Origin of the sequence: Candidatus Enterococcus murrayae, assembly GCF_017315985.1 — a bacterium.
Taxonomy (GTDB): domain Bacteria; phylum Bacillota; class Bacilli; order Lactobacillales; family Enterococcaceae; genus Enterococcus_A; species Enterococcus_A murrayae.
The window spans coordinates 24,619-40,122 of the sequence record NZ_JAFLVR010000004.1 but is presented as its reverse complement, the minus strand read 5'-3'; the positions used below and the strand labels follow the sequence as shown (position 1 = coordinate 40,122).

The 15,504-nt window shown below is 38.2% G+C and carries 14 protein-coding genes and 1 tRNA gene; 10 read left to right on the top strand and 5 right to left on the bottom strand.

Translation table 11 applies throughout. From position 1 onward, the window contains the following. The first annotated feature begins 63 nt into the window (after positions 1 to 63). The 3 genes from JZO85_RS01830 to JZO85_RS01820 all read left to right on the top strand — a co-directional run bounded on the left by JZO85_RS01830 (position 64) and on the right by JZO85_RS01820 (position 1,982). Positions 64 to 957: a helix-turn-helix transcriptional regulator gene (locus tag JZO85_RS01830; RefSeq protein WP_207106797.1), complete on the top strand. Its 894-nt coding sequence runs from the start codon at positions 64 to 66 to the stop codon at positions 955 to 957. Positions 958 to 1,017: 60 nt separating this feature from the next. Next, positions 1,018 to 1,647 carry a GyrI-like domain-containing protein gene (locus JZO85_RS01825; RefSeq protein WP_207106796.1) on the top strand — a complete coding sequence of 210 codons (630 nt, stop codon included), beginning with the start codon at positions 1,018 to 1,020 and terminating at the stop codon, positions 1,645 to 1,647. Between the two features lie 68 nt (positions 1,648 to 1,715). Further along, entirely contained in the window at positions 1,716 to 1,982 is a 267-nt protein-coding gene (locus tag JZO85_RS01820) for a Na+-transporting malonate decarboxylase, carboxybiotin decarboxylase subunit, madB (RefSeq protein ID WP_207106795.1), read from the top strand. 285 nt (positions 1,983 to 2,267) lie between these two features. On the opposite strand, the gene JZO85_RS01815 is transcribed toward JZO85_RS01820, so the two are convergent. The 3 genes from JZO85_RS01815 to JZO85_RS01805 all read right to left on the bottom strand — a co-directional run bounded on the left by JZO85_RS01815 (position 2,268) and on the right by JZO85_RS01805 (position 6,463). Continuing rightward, a complete protein-coding gene (locus tag JZO85_RS01815) occupies positions 2,268 to 4,253 on the bottom strand; it encodes a LacI family DNA-binding transcriptional regulator (RefSeq protein ID WP_207106794.1) in 1,986 nt (661 codons plus the stop codon). A 258-nt stretch (positions 4,254 to 4,511) separates the two neighbouring features. Further along, positions 4,512 to 5,567 carry a Gfo/Idh/MocA family protein gene (locus JZO85_RS01810; protein ID WP_207106793.1) on the bottom strand — a complete coding sequence of 352 codons (1,056 nt, stop codon included), beginning with the start codon at positions 5,565 to 5,567 and terminating at the stop codon, positions 4,512 to 4,514. Then, positions 5,564 to 6,463, bottom strand: a complete 900-nt coding sequence (locus JZO85_RS01805) for a sugar phosphate isomerase/epimerase family protein (RefSeq protein WP_207106792.1) — start codon at positions 6,461 to 6,463, stop codon at positions 5,564 to 5,566. Before JZO85_RS01805 ends, JZO85_RS01810 begins: the two co-directional genes overlap by 4 nt. A 212-nt stretch (positions 6,464 to 6,675) precedes the next feature. Between JZO85_RS01805 and JZO85_RS01800 the strand changes: the two genes are divergently transcribed. From JZO85_RS01800 to JZO85_RS01770, 7 genes are all read left to right on the top strand, one after another. Beyond that, positions 6,676 to 7,491 carry a sugar phosphate isomerase/epimerase family protein gene (locus JZO85_RS01800; RefSeq protein ID WP_207106791.1) on the top strand — a complete coding sequence of 272 codons (816 nt, stop codon included), beginning with the start codon at positions 6,676 to 6,678 and terminating at the stop codon, positions 7,489 to 7,491. A 10-nt stretch (positions 7,492 to 7,501) separates the two neighbouring features. Next, positions 7,502 to 8,635, top strand: coding sequence for a substrate-binding domain-containing protein (locus JZO85_RS01795; protein WP_207106790.1), 1,134 nt, complete (start codon positions 7,502 to 7,504; stop codon positions 8,633 to 8,635). 17 nt (positions 8,636 to 8,652) lie between these two features. Next, on the top strand, positions 8,653 to 10,146 hold the full coding sequence (locus tag JZO85_RS01790) for a sugar ABC transporter ATP-binding protein (RefSeq protein WP_207106789.1): 1,494 nt from the start codon (positions 8,653 to 8,655) through the stop codon (positions 10,144 to 10,146). Beyond that, positions 10,127 to 11,122, top strand: coding sequence for an ABC transporter permease (locus tag JZO85_RS01785; RefSeq protein WP_207106788.1), 996 nt, complete (start codon positions 10,127 to 10,129; stop codon positions 11,120 to 11,122). Before JZO85_RS01790 ends, JZO85_RS01785 begins: the two co-directional genes overlap by 20 nt. A 23-nt stretch (positions 11,123 to 11,145) precedes the next feature. Beyond that, the gene (locus tag JZO85_RS01780) at positions 11,146 to 12,324 is read left to right on the top strand and encodes a Gfo/Idh/MocA family protein (protein WP_207106787.1); all 1,179 of its coding nucleotides are present in this window, start codon (positions 11,146 to 11,148) and stop codon (positions 12,322 to 12,324) included. Positions 12,325 to 12,400: 76 nt separating this feature from the next. Continuing rightward, positions 12,401 to 13,312, top strand: a complete 912-nt coding sequence (locus JZO85_RS01775; protein ID WP_207106786.1) for a sugar phosphate isomerase/epimerase family protein — start codon at positions 12,401 to 12,403, stop codon at positions 13,310 to 13,312. An 11-nt stretch (positions 13,313 to 13,323) separates the two neighbouring features. After that, positions 13,324 to 14,268 (top strand): ROK family protein, encoded by a 945-nt coding sequence (locus JZO85_RS01770; protein WP_207106785.1) that lies wholly within the window; start codon positions 13,324 to 13,326, stop codon positions 14,266 to 14,268. Between the two features lie 204 nt (positions 14,269 to 14,472). Here JZO85_RS01770 and JZO85_RS01765 read toward each other — a convergent pair. Further along, positions 14,473 to 14,546, bottom strand: a tRNA-Arg gene (locus JZO85_RS01765). A gap of 60 nt (positions 14,547 to 14,606) precedes the next feature. Next, positions 14,607 to 15,446, bottom strand: a complete 840-nt coding sequence (locus tag JZO85_RS01760) for an alpha/beta hydrolase (protein WP_207106784.1) — start codon at positions 15,444 to 15,446, stop codon at positions 14,607 to 14,609. Positions 15,447 to 15,504: the final 58 nt, after the last annotated feature.

Below are 15,504 nucleotides of genomic sequence, written 5' to 3'. Positions count from 1 at the left end.
TTTTTATAACCTGACATTAGTCTGCAGGTTTTCAATGATATACTGATGTTGGAGGTGAGCGACATGGCAGATTATCGTTTATTTCAAATGGTTTACTTTTTGATGGATAAAGGAAACACGACAGCACCGGAGTTGGCAGAAAAATTTGAAGTATCGATCCGAACGATTTATCGAGACATTGATATCTTAAGTTCTGCAGGAATCCCTGTTTACACAACCCAGGGAAAAGGCGGTGGAATTTTCCTGCCTGAAAATTTTGTGTTAAATCGTTCTTTAATTTCGGAGAAAGAGCAAAATCAACTATTGACAGCGTTACAAGGTTTGAGTGGAGTAGACGAGCAGGGCAATCAAGCGTTGCTGAAGAAATTGGGCAGTATTTTTCAAAAGCAAACTACCAATTGGATCGAGATCGATTTTTCGGATTGGAATCCAACAAATGAAGAATTGTTTCAAATACTGAAAACGGCCATTTTTCAAAAGAGACAGATCAACATTCACTACGTTAGCCAAGGGAAAGTGGGCTCTGATCGTCAAGTAGAGCCATTGAAATTGATTTTTAAAGCAAGAGAGTGGTATCTCTATGCCTATTGCTGCGAAAAACAGGATTATCGACTCTTTAAACTTAAGCGGATTAGAGAGAGTGAATTAATGACTGAAACTTTTGAACGTAACGCACCAGAGAAAGTACTTCAGCCTGAAAAAATTTATACAGCAGATAAGATTTTAGTGCAATTAGCTTTTGCACCAGAATTAGCCTATCGTGTTTACGAAAATTTTGAACACGTCGAGGAAGCCAAAGATGGTCGATTATTAATTACGGAAGAATATCCTGTGAACGATAGCTTCTACAGTTTTCTATTATCTTTTGGCGGACAGGTGGAAGTTTTATCCCCCTCCAATATTCGAGAGGAATTAATCGGAAAAATAGATCAATTAAAAAGAATTTATCAAACCTGACACCAGATTGCAGGTTTCGCTCGTTATAATGAGTTCAAAGATGAAAGCGAGGGGAACGAGATGAAATATGATTGGAAAAAACAAGAGAAGCATTTATACGCTCCAAAAAAGAAGGCGGAAATAGTGACAGTTCCACCACAAAAATTTCTTACGATCAAAGGGGAAGGGAATCCGAATAATCGAGATTTTTCTGAACGAGTAGGTGTCCTTTATCCAGTAGCCTGGAGTATCAAAATGGGGTTCAAAAAATTCTATAAGTCGCATCAAGAACTGCAAAGTGAGTTTGACTATTCTGAATTTGCGATCTTTCCATTGGAAGGAATTTGGTCTACGAAGAATACAAGCGATATTACCGATAAAGAAAGTTTTGAGTATAAAATCATGTTGCGTCAACCTGATTGGATCACCCAAGAAATGTTTGCAGCTGCAGTAGCTGCTGTTGGTAGAAAAGAACAGAATCAGCTCCTGAAGGAACTTTCTTTTGAAACGATCGAAGATGGAAAGTGTATACAAATCCTACATCATGGTTCGTTTGATGACGAGCCAGCATCATTTCAGAAAATGGAGCAATTTGGGGAAGAGAACGGATTAAAACGCAGAAGTTATCTTCATCGAGAAATTTATCTGAATGATGCAAGAAAAACAGTACCGGAAAAACGTCGGACAATTTTACGCTATCAAGTAGATTAGTTCTTCTAAGCACAATCTTCGTTTTCCTCTAGGCTTTCTAGTATAGTTATCCTGAGGGAGGTGAAGAGATGGAGAATCTTATCTTGATTGGGCATATTGTTTTTGGTATCGCTTCTTTTGTAGGCTCTTTATTATTGACGATCGGTTTTAGAAATTCTTTCGCCAGATTGACAGGAATCCAAAAATCAGGCATCGTTTTAACGGTTGCCAGCCTATTTGGTACGATTGCTTTTGCAATGTTGACAAAAGGTAATGCAGCTGGTGCAGTTTTATTCATTGTATTAGGTTTAGTCATGTGTGCTTTACTTGTAGCACCAAAAGCAGTAAAAGAATAGAAAGTATGCGCTCGGGGAACTCTTCTGAGCGTTTTTTTATACAAAAAAGTTTTAGCAGAACCATTAAATAGTTTCCACAAATAATATATCATTGTGCAATTACAAAACTATTTACCAGGACAGGCAGTTAATAATGATAATAGAAAAACTTAATAGGCAAGACAGAAACCCCTCTGAAATCGAAAGTTGTTTCAATTTCAGAGGAGTCTTATTCTAATCTATTTTGCCTACTTGACCATGTAGTCGAAGAAGGTTCAAACTCATTTGGTTTTGAGAGAGGGAAAATTATTTTCTAGAGAGTAAATCCCGCAACTCTTTTGGAGGTTCCTCTTTGAAGATAGATCTCCACGAGCTAAGTAAATTTCCCTTATTAACCATAATTGGCTCTATACCGATAAAGCTAGGAACATGTTTATGAAGGAGTGATTGCGCTGCAGCCAAGGCGATTGCTCTTCCTTGTTCAAAGGGCTGTTGGGCACTCACACATTTTATCGGTCCATCTTCGGCAATAGCTAACGCGGAAGAGAAATCTAAATCGACAGTTCCAACAATGATATCTAGCCGATCTATAGTAGCTAATGCTTTAATGACTTGCTGCGCCGGTCCATCCCAAGAGATATAGAGACCTTCTATTTCGGGATGCTCAGATAGCAAGTTCAATGTTTTATCAAAAACTTCACTTTCATTTTTAAAGGCAGTTCTTGCCACTATTTCAATCGCTGGAAAATCTTCATCGATCAGTTGTTGCGCAGAGGTATCCCTTTGATTTGTAGCATAGAAATCAGAATCAAAGGTCATAAGTCCGACTTTAGTTTTATCATTCGAGAGCATCTGCTCACATAAACCTCTGGCAGCAAGTCTCCCGTTAGTGAGTTCATTTACTGATACCACTGACACATAGTCGTTAGGGGTTAGCCCCTTTGGAACATTAGTGATTAAGATTAATTGGCTAGGACTATCAACAATCTTTTTGAATGCTTCGGCCGTTTTAGCAGTATCCGTTGGGATAGCGATAAAAATATCTGGCTCCAATGACAAGAGACTGTCAATTTGTTTGTTTTGAAGGTCGGCATCAAAGTGAGCATCCGTTACACCGATAACATTAATATTAAGTTCATTAAATAGCTTATTTATCCCAGCTTCGTGAAGGTTCATCCAAGAAGCACCAGTATAATGAAAAGAGATGACAGCAGTTCTTTTCTTTTGTTTTATCTCGGTGATTTCTTTTTCAGTAAGCATAATACTATCGATTGAGTAGGCCTTTTCACCAAAAGGTCCTTTCGCAATTCCTGATGTAGAATTTTGTAAATGGAAGGTAGTAGGAACGATTTTTTTGATCTGCAAATCTGCTGAGTACGAGTGCAAGATGTCAAAAGCCTCAGCAATGATTTTAGAAAAATCATGCTCGATACTTGTAATAGCTGGATTACAAAGAGCATACCAGGCTTCAGTCCCCAAGGAAATTATCGAAATATCTTCAGGTATGCGATACCCGGTTTTCTTAAAATATCTGATGACTTCATTGACAATTAACGGGTCAACAAAGATACCGGTTGGCGGGTAAAGATTATCTTGAGAAAAGAGCCCGTGCAGTTTTTCAAGTAATTCATTCTCAGTAAGTCGTTTAGTAGAGATGATCCCTTCATCAATCTCAAGATGGCTTTTTTGGAAAGCCTGCTTAAAGCCTATAAGTGAATCATTCTCTGTTTCATCAGAATAGTCTATGTAGGCGATTCTGGAGTGGCCACTTTTTATTAAATGATTGGTTGCATGCTCGACCCCTGCACAACTATCGCTTGAAATGTATGGCAGAGTGATTGTTTCATAATTGTTGGCACTGATAATCACAAACGGAATCTTGTAAAATTTTTTAGGAAATGTAGGTTCAACTTCTTCCGAGTAGATTAGAATTTGACCGATAATTTTTTCAGCGAAGCTATCAAACATAACCTCAAACTCTTTAGTTATATTTTGATACTCGACAGGAATAACGAGCACATTTTTATTCGTATGCTGCTGACGAATTTCTTCTAGAATACCCATTTGAAATCTGTCAGAAAAATTTGGTACATATACCAATAGAATTTGTACTTTGCTCTCATTTTTTTTATTTTGCTTCAATACAAAATTGGGAACAGAGTCAAGAGAGGAAATAACCTCTTCTACTTTCTTTTCTAACTCAGGGCTAACATATCTAGTTTTTCTAACAACGTGAGAAACTGTAGCTACAGAAACGCCAGCCATTTCCGCTACTTCTTTAATAGTCGTCAAAAAATCACCATTTTCTATTTTTATCTAATTCACATCATACTACAAGGTACCAGTAAAGTGAACGTTTTTATAATTGACAAAGAGGGCAGCGAATCGACAACCGCAGGAATTTCTCTGCGTTAAATCCTATTCTGAAGTTTGTTGAAGGAACAAGTCCTTTTTTAATAAGGTATTCGAGAAAAATTCTCTTAGCAGAAAACAAAATTTAAAACACTAAGGCATTGATGCAGTGAAGGCCTAAGTAATTTTACGCTTTTACTAAAGACCATTTGGGAAGTGGATTGTTTCATTTCTTCTAGAAGAGTCAAAACAAGCATCAATAATGGTTGTTAGTCGTAATAGTTCTTCTGCTTTGATAAAAGGTTCGGCTTTTCCATCGATTGTTAAAGCAAAGTTATCATAAAACTCAACGACATTACTTTTAACATAAGGTAAGGGAAAGGTTTCAATAGAATTATCATTTCTAGGAGCCATCGTTTTTGTAAGCCCAGCACCTGTTTCGACAGGTACAGCTTCTTTTGCAAGCTCTCCAGTCAAAGTTACGTAATTTCCATTGAGCTCAAAATCTTCAATTACAGCGGTTCCAATTGATCCAACGGTATACCACTCAGGAAGTTCAATAAAATTTGTTGTTCCAACTTCTAAGTAGGCCTTCTTTGAGGAATCGAAAACAAGCTCTATTTTGAAACCATCGTCTACTTCATGGGCTAAAAAATAGTTTAACGTTGCATGAAGATGAACGATTTTTTGATTCGGGAATAAAAATAATATCCGATCAATTAAGTGGACGCCCCAATCTAGCAGCATGCCACCGCCCTGCTCCTTATTTCTGCGCCAATCCTTTGGAATCCCGCGGGACCCTTGTACACGATTTTCAACATATAACAGTTCCCCTAGCTTCTTTTCTTCGAGTAATTTTTTGGTGATTAAGAAATTTTCATCCCATCGTCTATTTTGATGTACAGTAAATTTTTTCCCATATCTTTCAGCGGCTGCTAAAATTTCTTTTAATTCTTGAGTATTCAACGTAACGGGTTTTTCTGAAATAACATGTTTTCCAGATTGCAGAGCTTGGATTGCGATCGTCTTATGGGTATCGTTGGGTGTTGCTATTAAGATGATATCAATAGTTGGGTCGTTCAACAAATCCGCCAATGACTGATACTTTCTGATTTTTGACGAAATAGTCGAATAATCCTTTTCTGAATCACTATCAAAAACACCAGTAATCGCAACATGTTTGCTCTCCTTGATCCGCTTGATATGTTGTTTTCCCATTCCGCCAAAGCCTACTAAACCAACTCTTTTTTTCATGTTAAAACATCCTTTCTATTAAAACATTCCTCAATATATTTTTTAGAGTGAATAAGCATTTGTTCAGCTTCACTTTTACTCTCACTCTTGAACTCCAAAGTAAGATCTTTTGAATAGTGATTGTCTTTCAGAATTTCAAAAATCGTCCTCCAGTCAATGCTACCTAACCCTAATGGGGCAGGTCTGTACCAACCAAAATCATTGGGATGTTTCCGCTCGATTTGTTTTCCAAAAATTCCGTATCTGCTGAGATTATCGGTTTCAACGAAAATTTCTTTCACATGAAGGTTGAAAATTCTATCGTAATAGTCAGTGAGAGCTTCCGTGTAATCAATTTTTTGCCAAATAAGATGTGAAGGATCAAAATTTAGTCCGAAGTTCTCATTTGGTATCCTTGAAAACATCTCATCCCAAAGCTCAGGACTGTAAGAAATAGTTGCAGGGAAGCCATTTTCATCCCATGAAGGCATGGAGCAATTTTCAATTGCGATTTTGATCTTTAATTGTTCTGCATACTCCACGATTGGACGCACTAGAGAATTCAGCAAAGTAAAGTTTTCAGCGATTGATTTACTGGAATCCCGACCTAAAAAAGTACTGATTTGTGGAATTCCATTTTCAAAAGCAAAATCAATGAGGGTGTACAAATTGTCTACATGCATTCGTCTTAAGTCTTTTTGCTCGGTTAAAATATTCTGATAATAGGCCAAAGAAGAAAAACGAATCTCATATTCAAGGAGCTTTGAATTTAAAGAAGCAGCATCGAAAGCGATTAAACGTTGCGTCGAACTCGGTGTTAAGGAAACTTCTAATTGAGAATAACCGAGTTGTTTAGCCAAAATGACCTTATCTAACAAACGACCTTCAAAACAGTTGGTCAAAAACCCTAGTTTCATAAAAACACATCCCTTTTACGTAAATTTAGTATTTCCATCTCGAATATACAACGTCGTCACAAGGATTTCAACTTTTTTCTGTTCTTTTGATGCTTTTTTAACTAAAAATTGCGTAATTCCAAAAAAATATTGACAAATATTTTCGTCGATGATAGGATTTGTTTGTGGAAAGCGCTAACACAAATAAATTTACGTAAAAAGGAGTGGCAGTTTTGGAAGTTGGATACATGACAAATGGTTTCGGTATGTTAGTAGGTACAGGAGGCGGGGTCACTAATGTTAGAGAGGCAAAATATCTTTCTTTAATTGATGAAGGCGAAGTGATGAAGAAAATCTCTAAAGTTGGGTATCGTTATATTGAACTGTTTGATGGGAATTTAGAAAAATTTGATAATTCGCCAGAAATATTGAAAGCGTATTTAGCTGAAACAAACACGAAGATACTAGGGATTTATACTGGTGCAAACTATATCTATGCCGATGCGTTTGAAGATGAATTTTTCCGAATCAAAAACACAATTGAAAACATGAAAAAATTCGGAGTAAAGCATTTAGTTCTTGGAGGCGGAGCGATCCGAGCAAATGGAAATGTAGCAGAAGACTATAAGATTTTAGCAAGAAATCTTGATCAGGTTTCGCAATTTGCTAAGGAAAATGACATTATTGCAAGTTATCATCCTCATCTAGGATCAGCGGTAGAAACACCTGAACAAATTGATCAGCTGTTTTCGTTAACTAATATCAGTTTTTGTCCAGACATTGCTCATCTTGTGGCGGGTGGTGGTGACGCTTTGGAATTAATCAAGAAATATCGTAATCGCATCGAATATGTTCACCTGAAGGATTTGAAGGGATCGGAATTTGTTCCATTGGGGGAAGGGAACATCCCATTGGAACAAATTATTCACTATTTAAAAGAGGACGGTTTTTCTGGAGATTGGTTAGTAGAAATTGATGGCTACTCAGGGGATTCTAGCTACGCTTGCGAAACTTCTTACAAGTTTTTAGAACAGTTTTTTGAAGTATAGGGGGATAGTTATGAAATTTATCAAGAAGATGATTGTTTTTTCACTAATTTTACTATTTGCGACTGGATGCAGTTCGGACTCGGCAGCCAACAAAGATGCCTTAGAAAAAACGGACGGAAAAGACGAAATTGTGTTGGATGAAAACGATATAAAATCTACGGGACCTAACGGAGAAAAAGCTGCACCGGCAAGCTCCTTAACGTTGACAGATGAAGAAATCGCAAAATTAAAAGCCGGAAACTATTCAGCAGCAATTTCGTTTCACTATGCTGGAAATGACTGGTCCTCCGCCCAGCAAAAGGGGCTTGAGGATACCTTCAAAAAATTAGGAATTAATATTGTCGGAACAACCGATGCCAATTTTTCTGTTGAACAACAGGTATCCGATTTGGAAACCTTAACTGCTCTTAATCCAGACGTGATGATTAGCATTCCAACTGATGCCAAAGCTACCTCAGATGCCTTTAAGCGAGTAAGTAGTCGAGGAATCAAGTTAGTTTTCATGGATAATGTGCCTGATAATTTTGTCGCCGGTGAAAATTATGTTGGGGCAGTTTCAGCTGATAATTACGGGAATGGCGTAATCGCTGCAGAGTTGATCGGAGACAAATTGAAGGGCAAAGGAAAAATCGGGATCGTAAACTACGATGTTGACTATTTTGTTACGAATCAACGGCTAGAAGCCTTCGAAAAAACGATTAAGAAAAAATATCCGGATATTGAAGTCATTGCAAAATCTGGTTTTTCAGATGTCAATCAATCTACCGAAGTCGCTGATGCGATGTTGACGCAAAATCCAGACATTGAAGCTATTTTTGCGATTTGGGATATTCCTGCGGAGGGTGTATTATCGGCGCTTACATCTGCTGGGCGTGAGGATGTTTTTGTTAGTACGATCGACTTAGGGGATAACATTGCGAAGGAAATTGCCCAAGGAAAAGTTTTAGGTGTGGGAGCTCAATTACCTTACGATCAGGGCGTAGCGGAGGCAACCATGGCAGCCTATGCTTTATTAGGAAAAGAGACACCTTCTTATGTAGCTGTTCCAGCAACAAAGGTGGAAAGAAATACCATTGTTTCTGGCTATGAGATGGTTTACCACAAGAAAGCACCAGGCTTTATCACTGAAGAATTAGACAAATGATAGTAGAGGGTGAACGCATGCTTGATTCGATTTTAAAAATGAACCTGATCGAAAAAAAATTTGAGGAAACAAAAGTTTTAAAGGGGGTGGATTTTACTTTAAAAAGAGGAGAAGTTCATGCATTGGTTGGTGGGAATGGCGCAGGAAAATCGACACTTATGAAAATAATGACAGGTGTCTACTCAAAAGATGGTGGGGAAATTCGGATTGAGGATCAGCTAGTCGATTTTAAAAATCGAGAAGATGCCTCAAAAAATGGAATTGAAATGATTTTTCAAGAATTGTCTCTCGTTCAATCGATGACGGTAGCACAGAATATTTTTCTTGGGAGCGAACTTCAAAAAAATAGATGGATCGATGAAAAAGAAATGAACAGGAAAGCACGATCAGTCTTACTTAATTTAGGAATAGATATTGATCCTAAAGCAAAAGTAGAAAGTTTAAGTGTTGGACTAAGTCAGATGGTTGAGATCGCTAAAGCCGTGATTAAGGATGCTAAAATTCTGGTTTTTGATGAACCAACAGCCTCCTTGTCAGATGGCGAGTCAAAACGGCTTTTTCAACTGATCAATGACTTAAAAGCTAAAGGTGTGACGATGGTGTATATCTCACATCGAATGAATGAGATCATGGATATCGCAGATCGCATCACCATATTAAAAGATGGAACCAATGTTTTAACGGATGAAATTGCTAACTTATGCTTAGAGGACATTGTTTCGTTCTTTGTTGGCGAAAATGGCCCAACCTTTGAATGGAAAAAACGCGATTACGCAAAGAATGAATCGATCCTGAAGGTGGATAACTTAACCATTAATAATGCCATCTCCGAGATATCCTTTGAAGTGAAGAAAGGAGAGATACTCGGCATCGCTGGATTGATGGGAAGCGGTCGAACAGAGATTTTGGAAGGATTATTTGGAATCAATCCAATAGCATCTGGGGAAATCTATATTGATAACCAAAAGAGTACGATAAAAAATACTCGAGATGCCATCAAATCCGGAATGGGGCTGGTGCCCGAAGATAGAAGAAAGCAAGGATTGGTATTGTCTCACTCCGTGAAAGAGAATAATATTTTGCCTATTTTAAAGAAATTATCCTTTATTGATTTCGTCATTAATGAAAAAGAATCGCAAAAAATAACTAAAGAAAATGTTTCGGACTTCAATATTAAAACCACAAGCATAGACAAAAAAATAAGCCTATTATCGGGTGGAAATCAGCAAAAGGTCGTCATTTCAAAATGGCTGAACACAAATCCTAAAGTGATGCTATTGGATGAACCGACAGCTGGGGTTGATATAGGAGCCAAAATGGAAATCATTAATATCATTCGAGATTATGCCGATAAAGGAAACGGTGTCCTGTTTGTTTCTTCAGAACTCGCAGAGCTATTGGCAGCATGTGATCGAATCTTGGTACTTTTTGATGGGAAAATAGTGAATGACATTAAGCGAGAAGAAATTTCATGTGAGGAGGAACTACAGCATGCAATCCAAGCAGGCTAATTTAGAAAAAAAGGCATCCAATACGAAAATTGATTTGAAAACTATTGAGTGGAATAAATACATGGTTTATATCGTGTTTGTTATTGTTTTTCTAGCTTTCTCGATTTTTTTGGGAAATAAGGGCTTTTTAAGCTCCAATAATCTGCTAAATATTCTGAGACAAACTTCAATGATCTCTATCATGGCGGTTGCAGGAACTTTTGTATTAGCGGCGGGTCAGATCGATTTAACGGTGGGAGCTGTTGCAGCGATGACAGCCATGTGTGTGTCTCTAATATTACAAAGTACGAACTCGATCATTTTAGCATTACTAGTAGGTTTGGGATTTGGTGTCGTTAGTGGAGCTATCAATGGTTTCTTGGTTACCATTCTTAAAATTCCAGCTTTTCTTGCTACATTGGGAATGATGCAAATCATTAGAGGTTCAGCTATGTGGATCACCAATACCGCAGCAGTTCCGATCAAGAATAGTCAATTTAATAGTGTCTTCGGTATAGGTAGCGTTGGTGGGATTTCTGTTCTGATTTTATGGACAATTCTATTTTACGTAGTCGGTATATTTATTTTTAATAAAACGCCATTTGGGAAACATACGTTAGCCACGGGAGGAAACGAATTATCTGCAAAATACAGCGGAATAAATACGAATCTCATCAAGCTGAAGGTATTTATTATGTCAGGTGCATTTGCCGCATTTGCTGGTATTTTGTACGCTGGAAGAATGCAGTCAGGAAGATACTCCTTTGGTGATGGCGATGAAATGTCTGTTATAGCGGCAGTAGTTCTTGGTGGTGCAGCAATGAATGGAGGCTCGGGTTCTGTTATAGGAGCGCTAGTCGGTTCATTGTTGATGGGTATTATCAAAAATGCCTTGATATTAGCGGGGTTGAGTTCTTCTCAACAAACCATCGTTCAAGGGTTGATTATCGTTTTCGCTGTTGCACTCAGCAATTTATCAAGTAAAAAAAATAATTAAAATTTTAAGGGAGAGATATTGAAATGATCAAAAAAATTAACGTTGGATTAATCGGAGCAGGATTTATGGGGAAGGCACACGTAGTAGCATATTCGAATATGCCAAAGTTCTTTTGGCCGGCTCCTGCTGTTCCAGTCCTAAAAGTAGTTTGTGATATTGAAGAAGAGATTGCCAAAGAGGCAAAAGATCGATTTGGTTTTGAAGAAGCAGTCACTGATTGGAAAGCGGTCGTGAATAATCCGGATATCGATGTTGTCAGCATCTGTACTCCAAATGATTCTCATGCTGAAATTGCAATTGCCGCACTAGAAGCTGGAAAACATGTGTACTGTGAAAAACCAATTGCTAGCACACATCAGGATGCCAAAGCAATGAGTGAAGCCGCAGAAAAAGCAGCCAAAAAAGGGATTATCTCAATGTGTGCGTATCAGTACCGTCGTGTTCCAGCTTTAGTTTTGGCTAAGAAATTTATTGATGAAGGCTCAATCGGGGAAATTCTGAATGTACGAGCACAATACCTACAAAGCTGGTCTGCCGATCCGGATTCTCCTTTATCTTGGAGATTCCAAAAAGCAATCGCGGGAGCAGGGACATTAGGCGATATCGCTACTCATGTGATCGATATTTCTCAATATTTAGCTGGGAATATCAGCGAAGTTGTTTCTACGGTGAAAACCTATATCAATGAACGCCCCGTACAAGAAGGCGGCGTGGATTTATTGGGTACGGTAAAACTTAATGGCGATGTGAAAAAGGAAGCTGTAGATGTGGATGATGAAGCATCATTCTTAGTTAACTTTGAAAGCGGAGCTGTAGGAAGTATTGAAGCGACTAGAAATGCTTGGGGTCGAAATAACTTTATCTCAATTGAGGTTCATGGCACTAAGGGCTCCCTAATATTCAACTATGAGCGGCTAAACGAGCTTCAAGTAATGTTTGCCGATGATCCGGATGATAGAAAAGGATTTAAAACAATTTATACAGGGCCGGCCCACTTCTATGGGGAAGTAACTTGGAATATTCCAGGAATGAATATTGGTTACGGAGAATTAAAAACGATTGAAGCCTATGAGTTCATTAAATCTGTAGTAAGTGGAAAACAACCGTCAACCAGTTTTGCAGAAGGCTATAAAGTGGACTTAGTCACTGAAGCAGTCATTAAATCTTCAGAAACAAAGGCTTGGACTAAAGTAGCGAAATAGATCTTTTTTAAGCAAGAGGACCATTTATCATAAAAATGGTCCTCTATCATCGAAAAATTTTGAGAGGAGTTTATTTATGAAGCTAGGAATTGTAAGCGCGATTTTTGATCAAAGTAGTTTCGAGGAAATGATTGATATCGTAGCTGATACGGGTTTGGAATGTGTAGAAGTCGCATGTTGGCCTAAAGGAAAAGCGGAACGACGCTACGCGGGTGTTTCTCATATTGATACAAAGAATTTAACAGCAGAAAAAGCGCAAGAGATTTTGGCTTATTGTGAAAAAAAGCATGTAGAAATTTCGGCATTGGCTTATTACCCTAATCCACTGGATGAAAACCTAGAAAAACGTCAAGAAGCGATTGATCATTTGTATACGTTAATTGATGCCGCTAAACTATTAGGTGTAAATTTAGTGACCACTTTCTTAGGAAGAATGCCAAGCAAAAGTGTTTCTGAAAATCTGCAAGAGGTGGCTAAAGTTTGGCCGTCAATTATACAATACGCAGAAGAACAAGAGATCAAAATCGGGATTGAAAATTGTCCAATGCTTTTTACAGAGGATGAATGGCCCGGTGGACAAAACCTGATGACAACGCCTAGTATCTGGCGAAAAGTCTTTGAAATTCTGGATAGTGAGAACTTTGGAATTAATTATGATCCTTCTCACTTTGTTTGGCAGCACATAGACTATATAGAACCCATTTATGAATTTAAAGATAAGCTCTTCCATATCCACTATAAGGATATTAAGCTGTATCCGAACAAGCTGAAGGAAGTAGGGATTATGGCAACGCCATTGGAGTATATGTCACCTAAATTGCCAGGGCTAGGCGATGTGGATTGGGGAAAATATGTATCTGCGTTGACCGATATTGGTTACACTGGGTACACCTGTATCGAAGTTGAAGATCGTGCATATGAATCTGATTATGAAGATGTCAAACGTTCAGTCAGACAAAGTACTCATTATCTGCGGAACTTTGTTTAGGGGAGGTTATCTTGGAAAAGCAAATAAAAAAGATAATTGGTGTAGACATTGGAGGGACGACCATCAAGTTTGCATTAATGGACACACAGGGAAAAATCGAAAAAAAGTGGTCGATTCCAACAAATATTTCAGAAAAAGGAAAGTTTATTCCTAATGAAATCTGTTCATCTATCCGTAGTTCAATAAACAAGGACACGTTAGTAGAGATAAAAGGTATCGGGATTGGTGTTCCTGGGGCGATCTCGTCAGATGGAGAGATCGTTGTTCAAGCTGTCAATCTTGACTGGGAGCAGATACCCTTGAAGAAAATGATTACACATAAATTAGGTATGGATGCTTGTTTACTAAATGACGCGAATGCGGCTGCTTTAGGCGAAATGTGGAGAGGTGCTGCCCACGGTAGGGAAAATCTGCTTTTTGTCACTTTGGGCACAGGAGTAGGTGGTGGCATCATTTTGAATGGGAGGGTATTAAATGGCTGTCATTCTGCCGGAGGTGAAATCGGTCATATTCCCATTCGATCTGATGAGAACAGACTATGCGGCTGCGGTGGAAGAAATTGCTTAGAAACTTTCGCCTCCGCGAATGGCCTTGTGCTGTCTATGCGAAAAAAACTAGAGTTGTTAGGCGGGTCGTGGACAGAAATTACTCCACCGATCATTTTTGAAAAAGCCGCTCAGAATGACGAAGCAGCTAAAGAGGTATTGAATGAGTTCGTCACTGTGTTAGCTCAAGCTTTAGCAGGAATAATGAACACGATTGATGTGGAAGAAATTATTATTGGCGGTGGATTATCTGAAGCGGGCGCTTATTTATTAGATCCGTTAAAGGAAAAGTTGGAAAAGTATGTTTTCCCTCAAATAAGGAATCACTTCTCTTTAAAAAAAGCTTTATTAGGTAATGATGCAGGAATCTACGGAGCTGCCTATTCCTACTTATTGAAGAAAGCCGTGTGAATCAGTTTATCCCTCTAGCAACGGGGATGGTTCAATTCGGCTTTAACGTAAATTTTTCTAATCTTTCCTATTTAAACAGTAGGAGAGATTTTTTGTTTATTAGTAACAGGTTAGGGATAAAATAAAAACGGAAACGCTCATTGCTTTTTTGACAATAAAAAAACTGTTAGCCATTTGGCTAGCAGTTAATGGGTAGTTTAAAAACATCACAGGAGGGATTCGAACCCCCGACCGTCCGCTTAGAAGGCGGATGCTCTATCCAGCTGAGCTACTGTGACAGTAGTTTTGCAACAATTGCTATTATAGAAAAACTACCCTTGATTGTCAATGCTAATTCGTTATTTTACTGATTCAAAAAGATATTCTTTGATTAACTTCAATGTTTTTGGGTTTTCAATCAATGAACCGTGGTCAGCTTGTTCGTCTACAATAATTTCTTTATATTTTTCACTATCATTGTAAATCAGACGTCCGGCAAGTACGCTCGTCAATGGGACTGTGTTGTCAGAGTTTTGATGATCGGCATTCCCAGCGATGTTATAGACAGTAATGTTTTTTGGGATATTGTTTTTATTTTTCAAATAGTACTTCAATAAGGGACTTTCGGCTTTTGGTTTTTTGAAGGTTGAACTATTCTCATTGTAATCCCACGAAGTATCGTTGTATGGAGTCCCTAGTGTAATCAAATGATAGAGCGAGGGGTCATTGCTTTTTTGTTCGTTTTCCAGGTAACCGGTGATAATTAAGCCGCCATTGGAATAACCTAAATAATCATAGGTATTAAAGGTATAATATTTTTCAGCATATTCCAAAGCTTTTTGAAACCATCGAGATTGCTTAGGAAGTGCTGGATCTGAACCATCTTCGAAAGCAACAGCGATGATAGGTCGTTTTGTTTGTTTAGTAAAGTGGCCTGATGAGGTGATCGAATCGTCCTTATGAACCGTGATTTTGACTTCATCGACATTCTTTTCTGTTTGCTTTAGGGAATCAACAAGGCTGTCGAAACGATCAACGTTACCATTCGTGCCTGGAACCATGATGACTGGTGCAGAGATCGGTAAAGGATCAGTTGGATTTTTGGATGCATGGACGTGTCCTTTCACCTCGAATAAGAGTATAGCAAGGATGCATACGAATATAATTAATAAGCTACTTTCCATTTTTTTGTACTTCACAGGAAACTCCCCCATTTCAGTTTCCTAGTGTACGCCAATTTTTCTCAGGCGCAAGCAA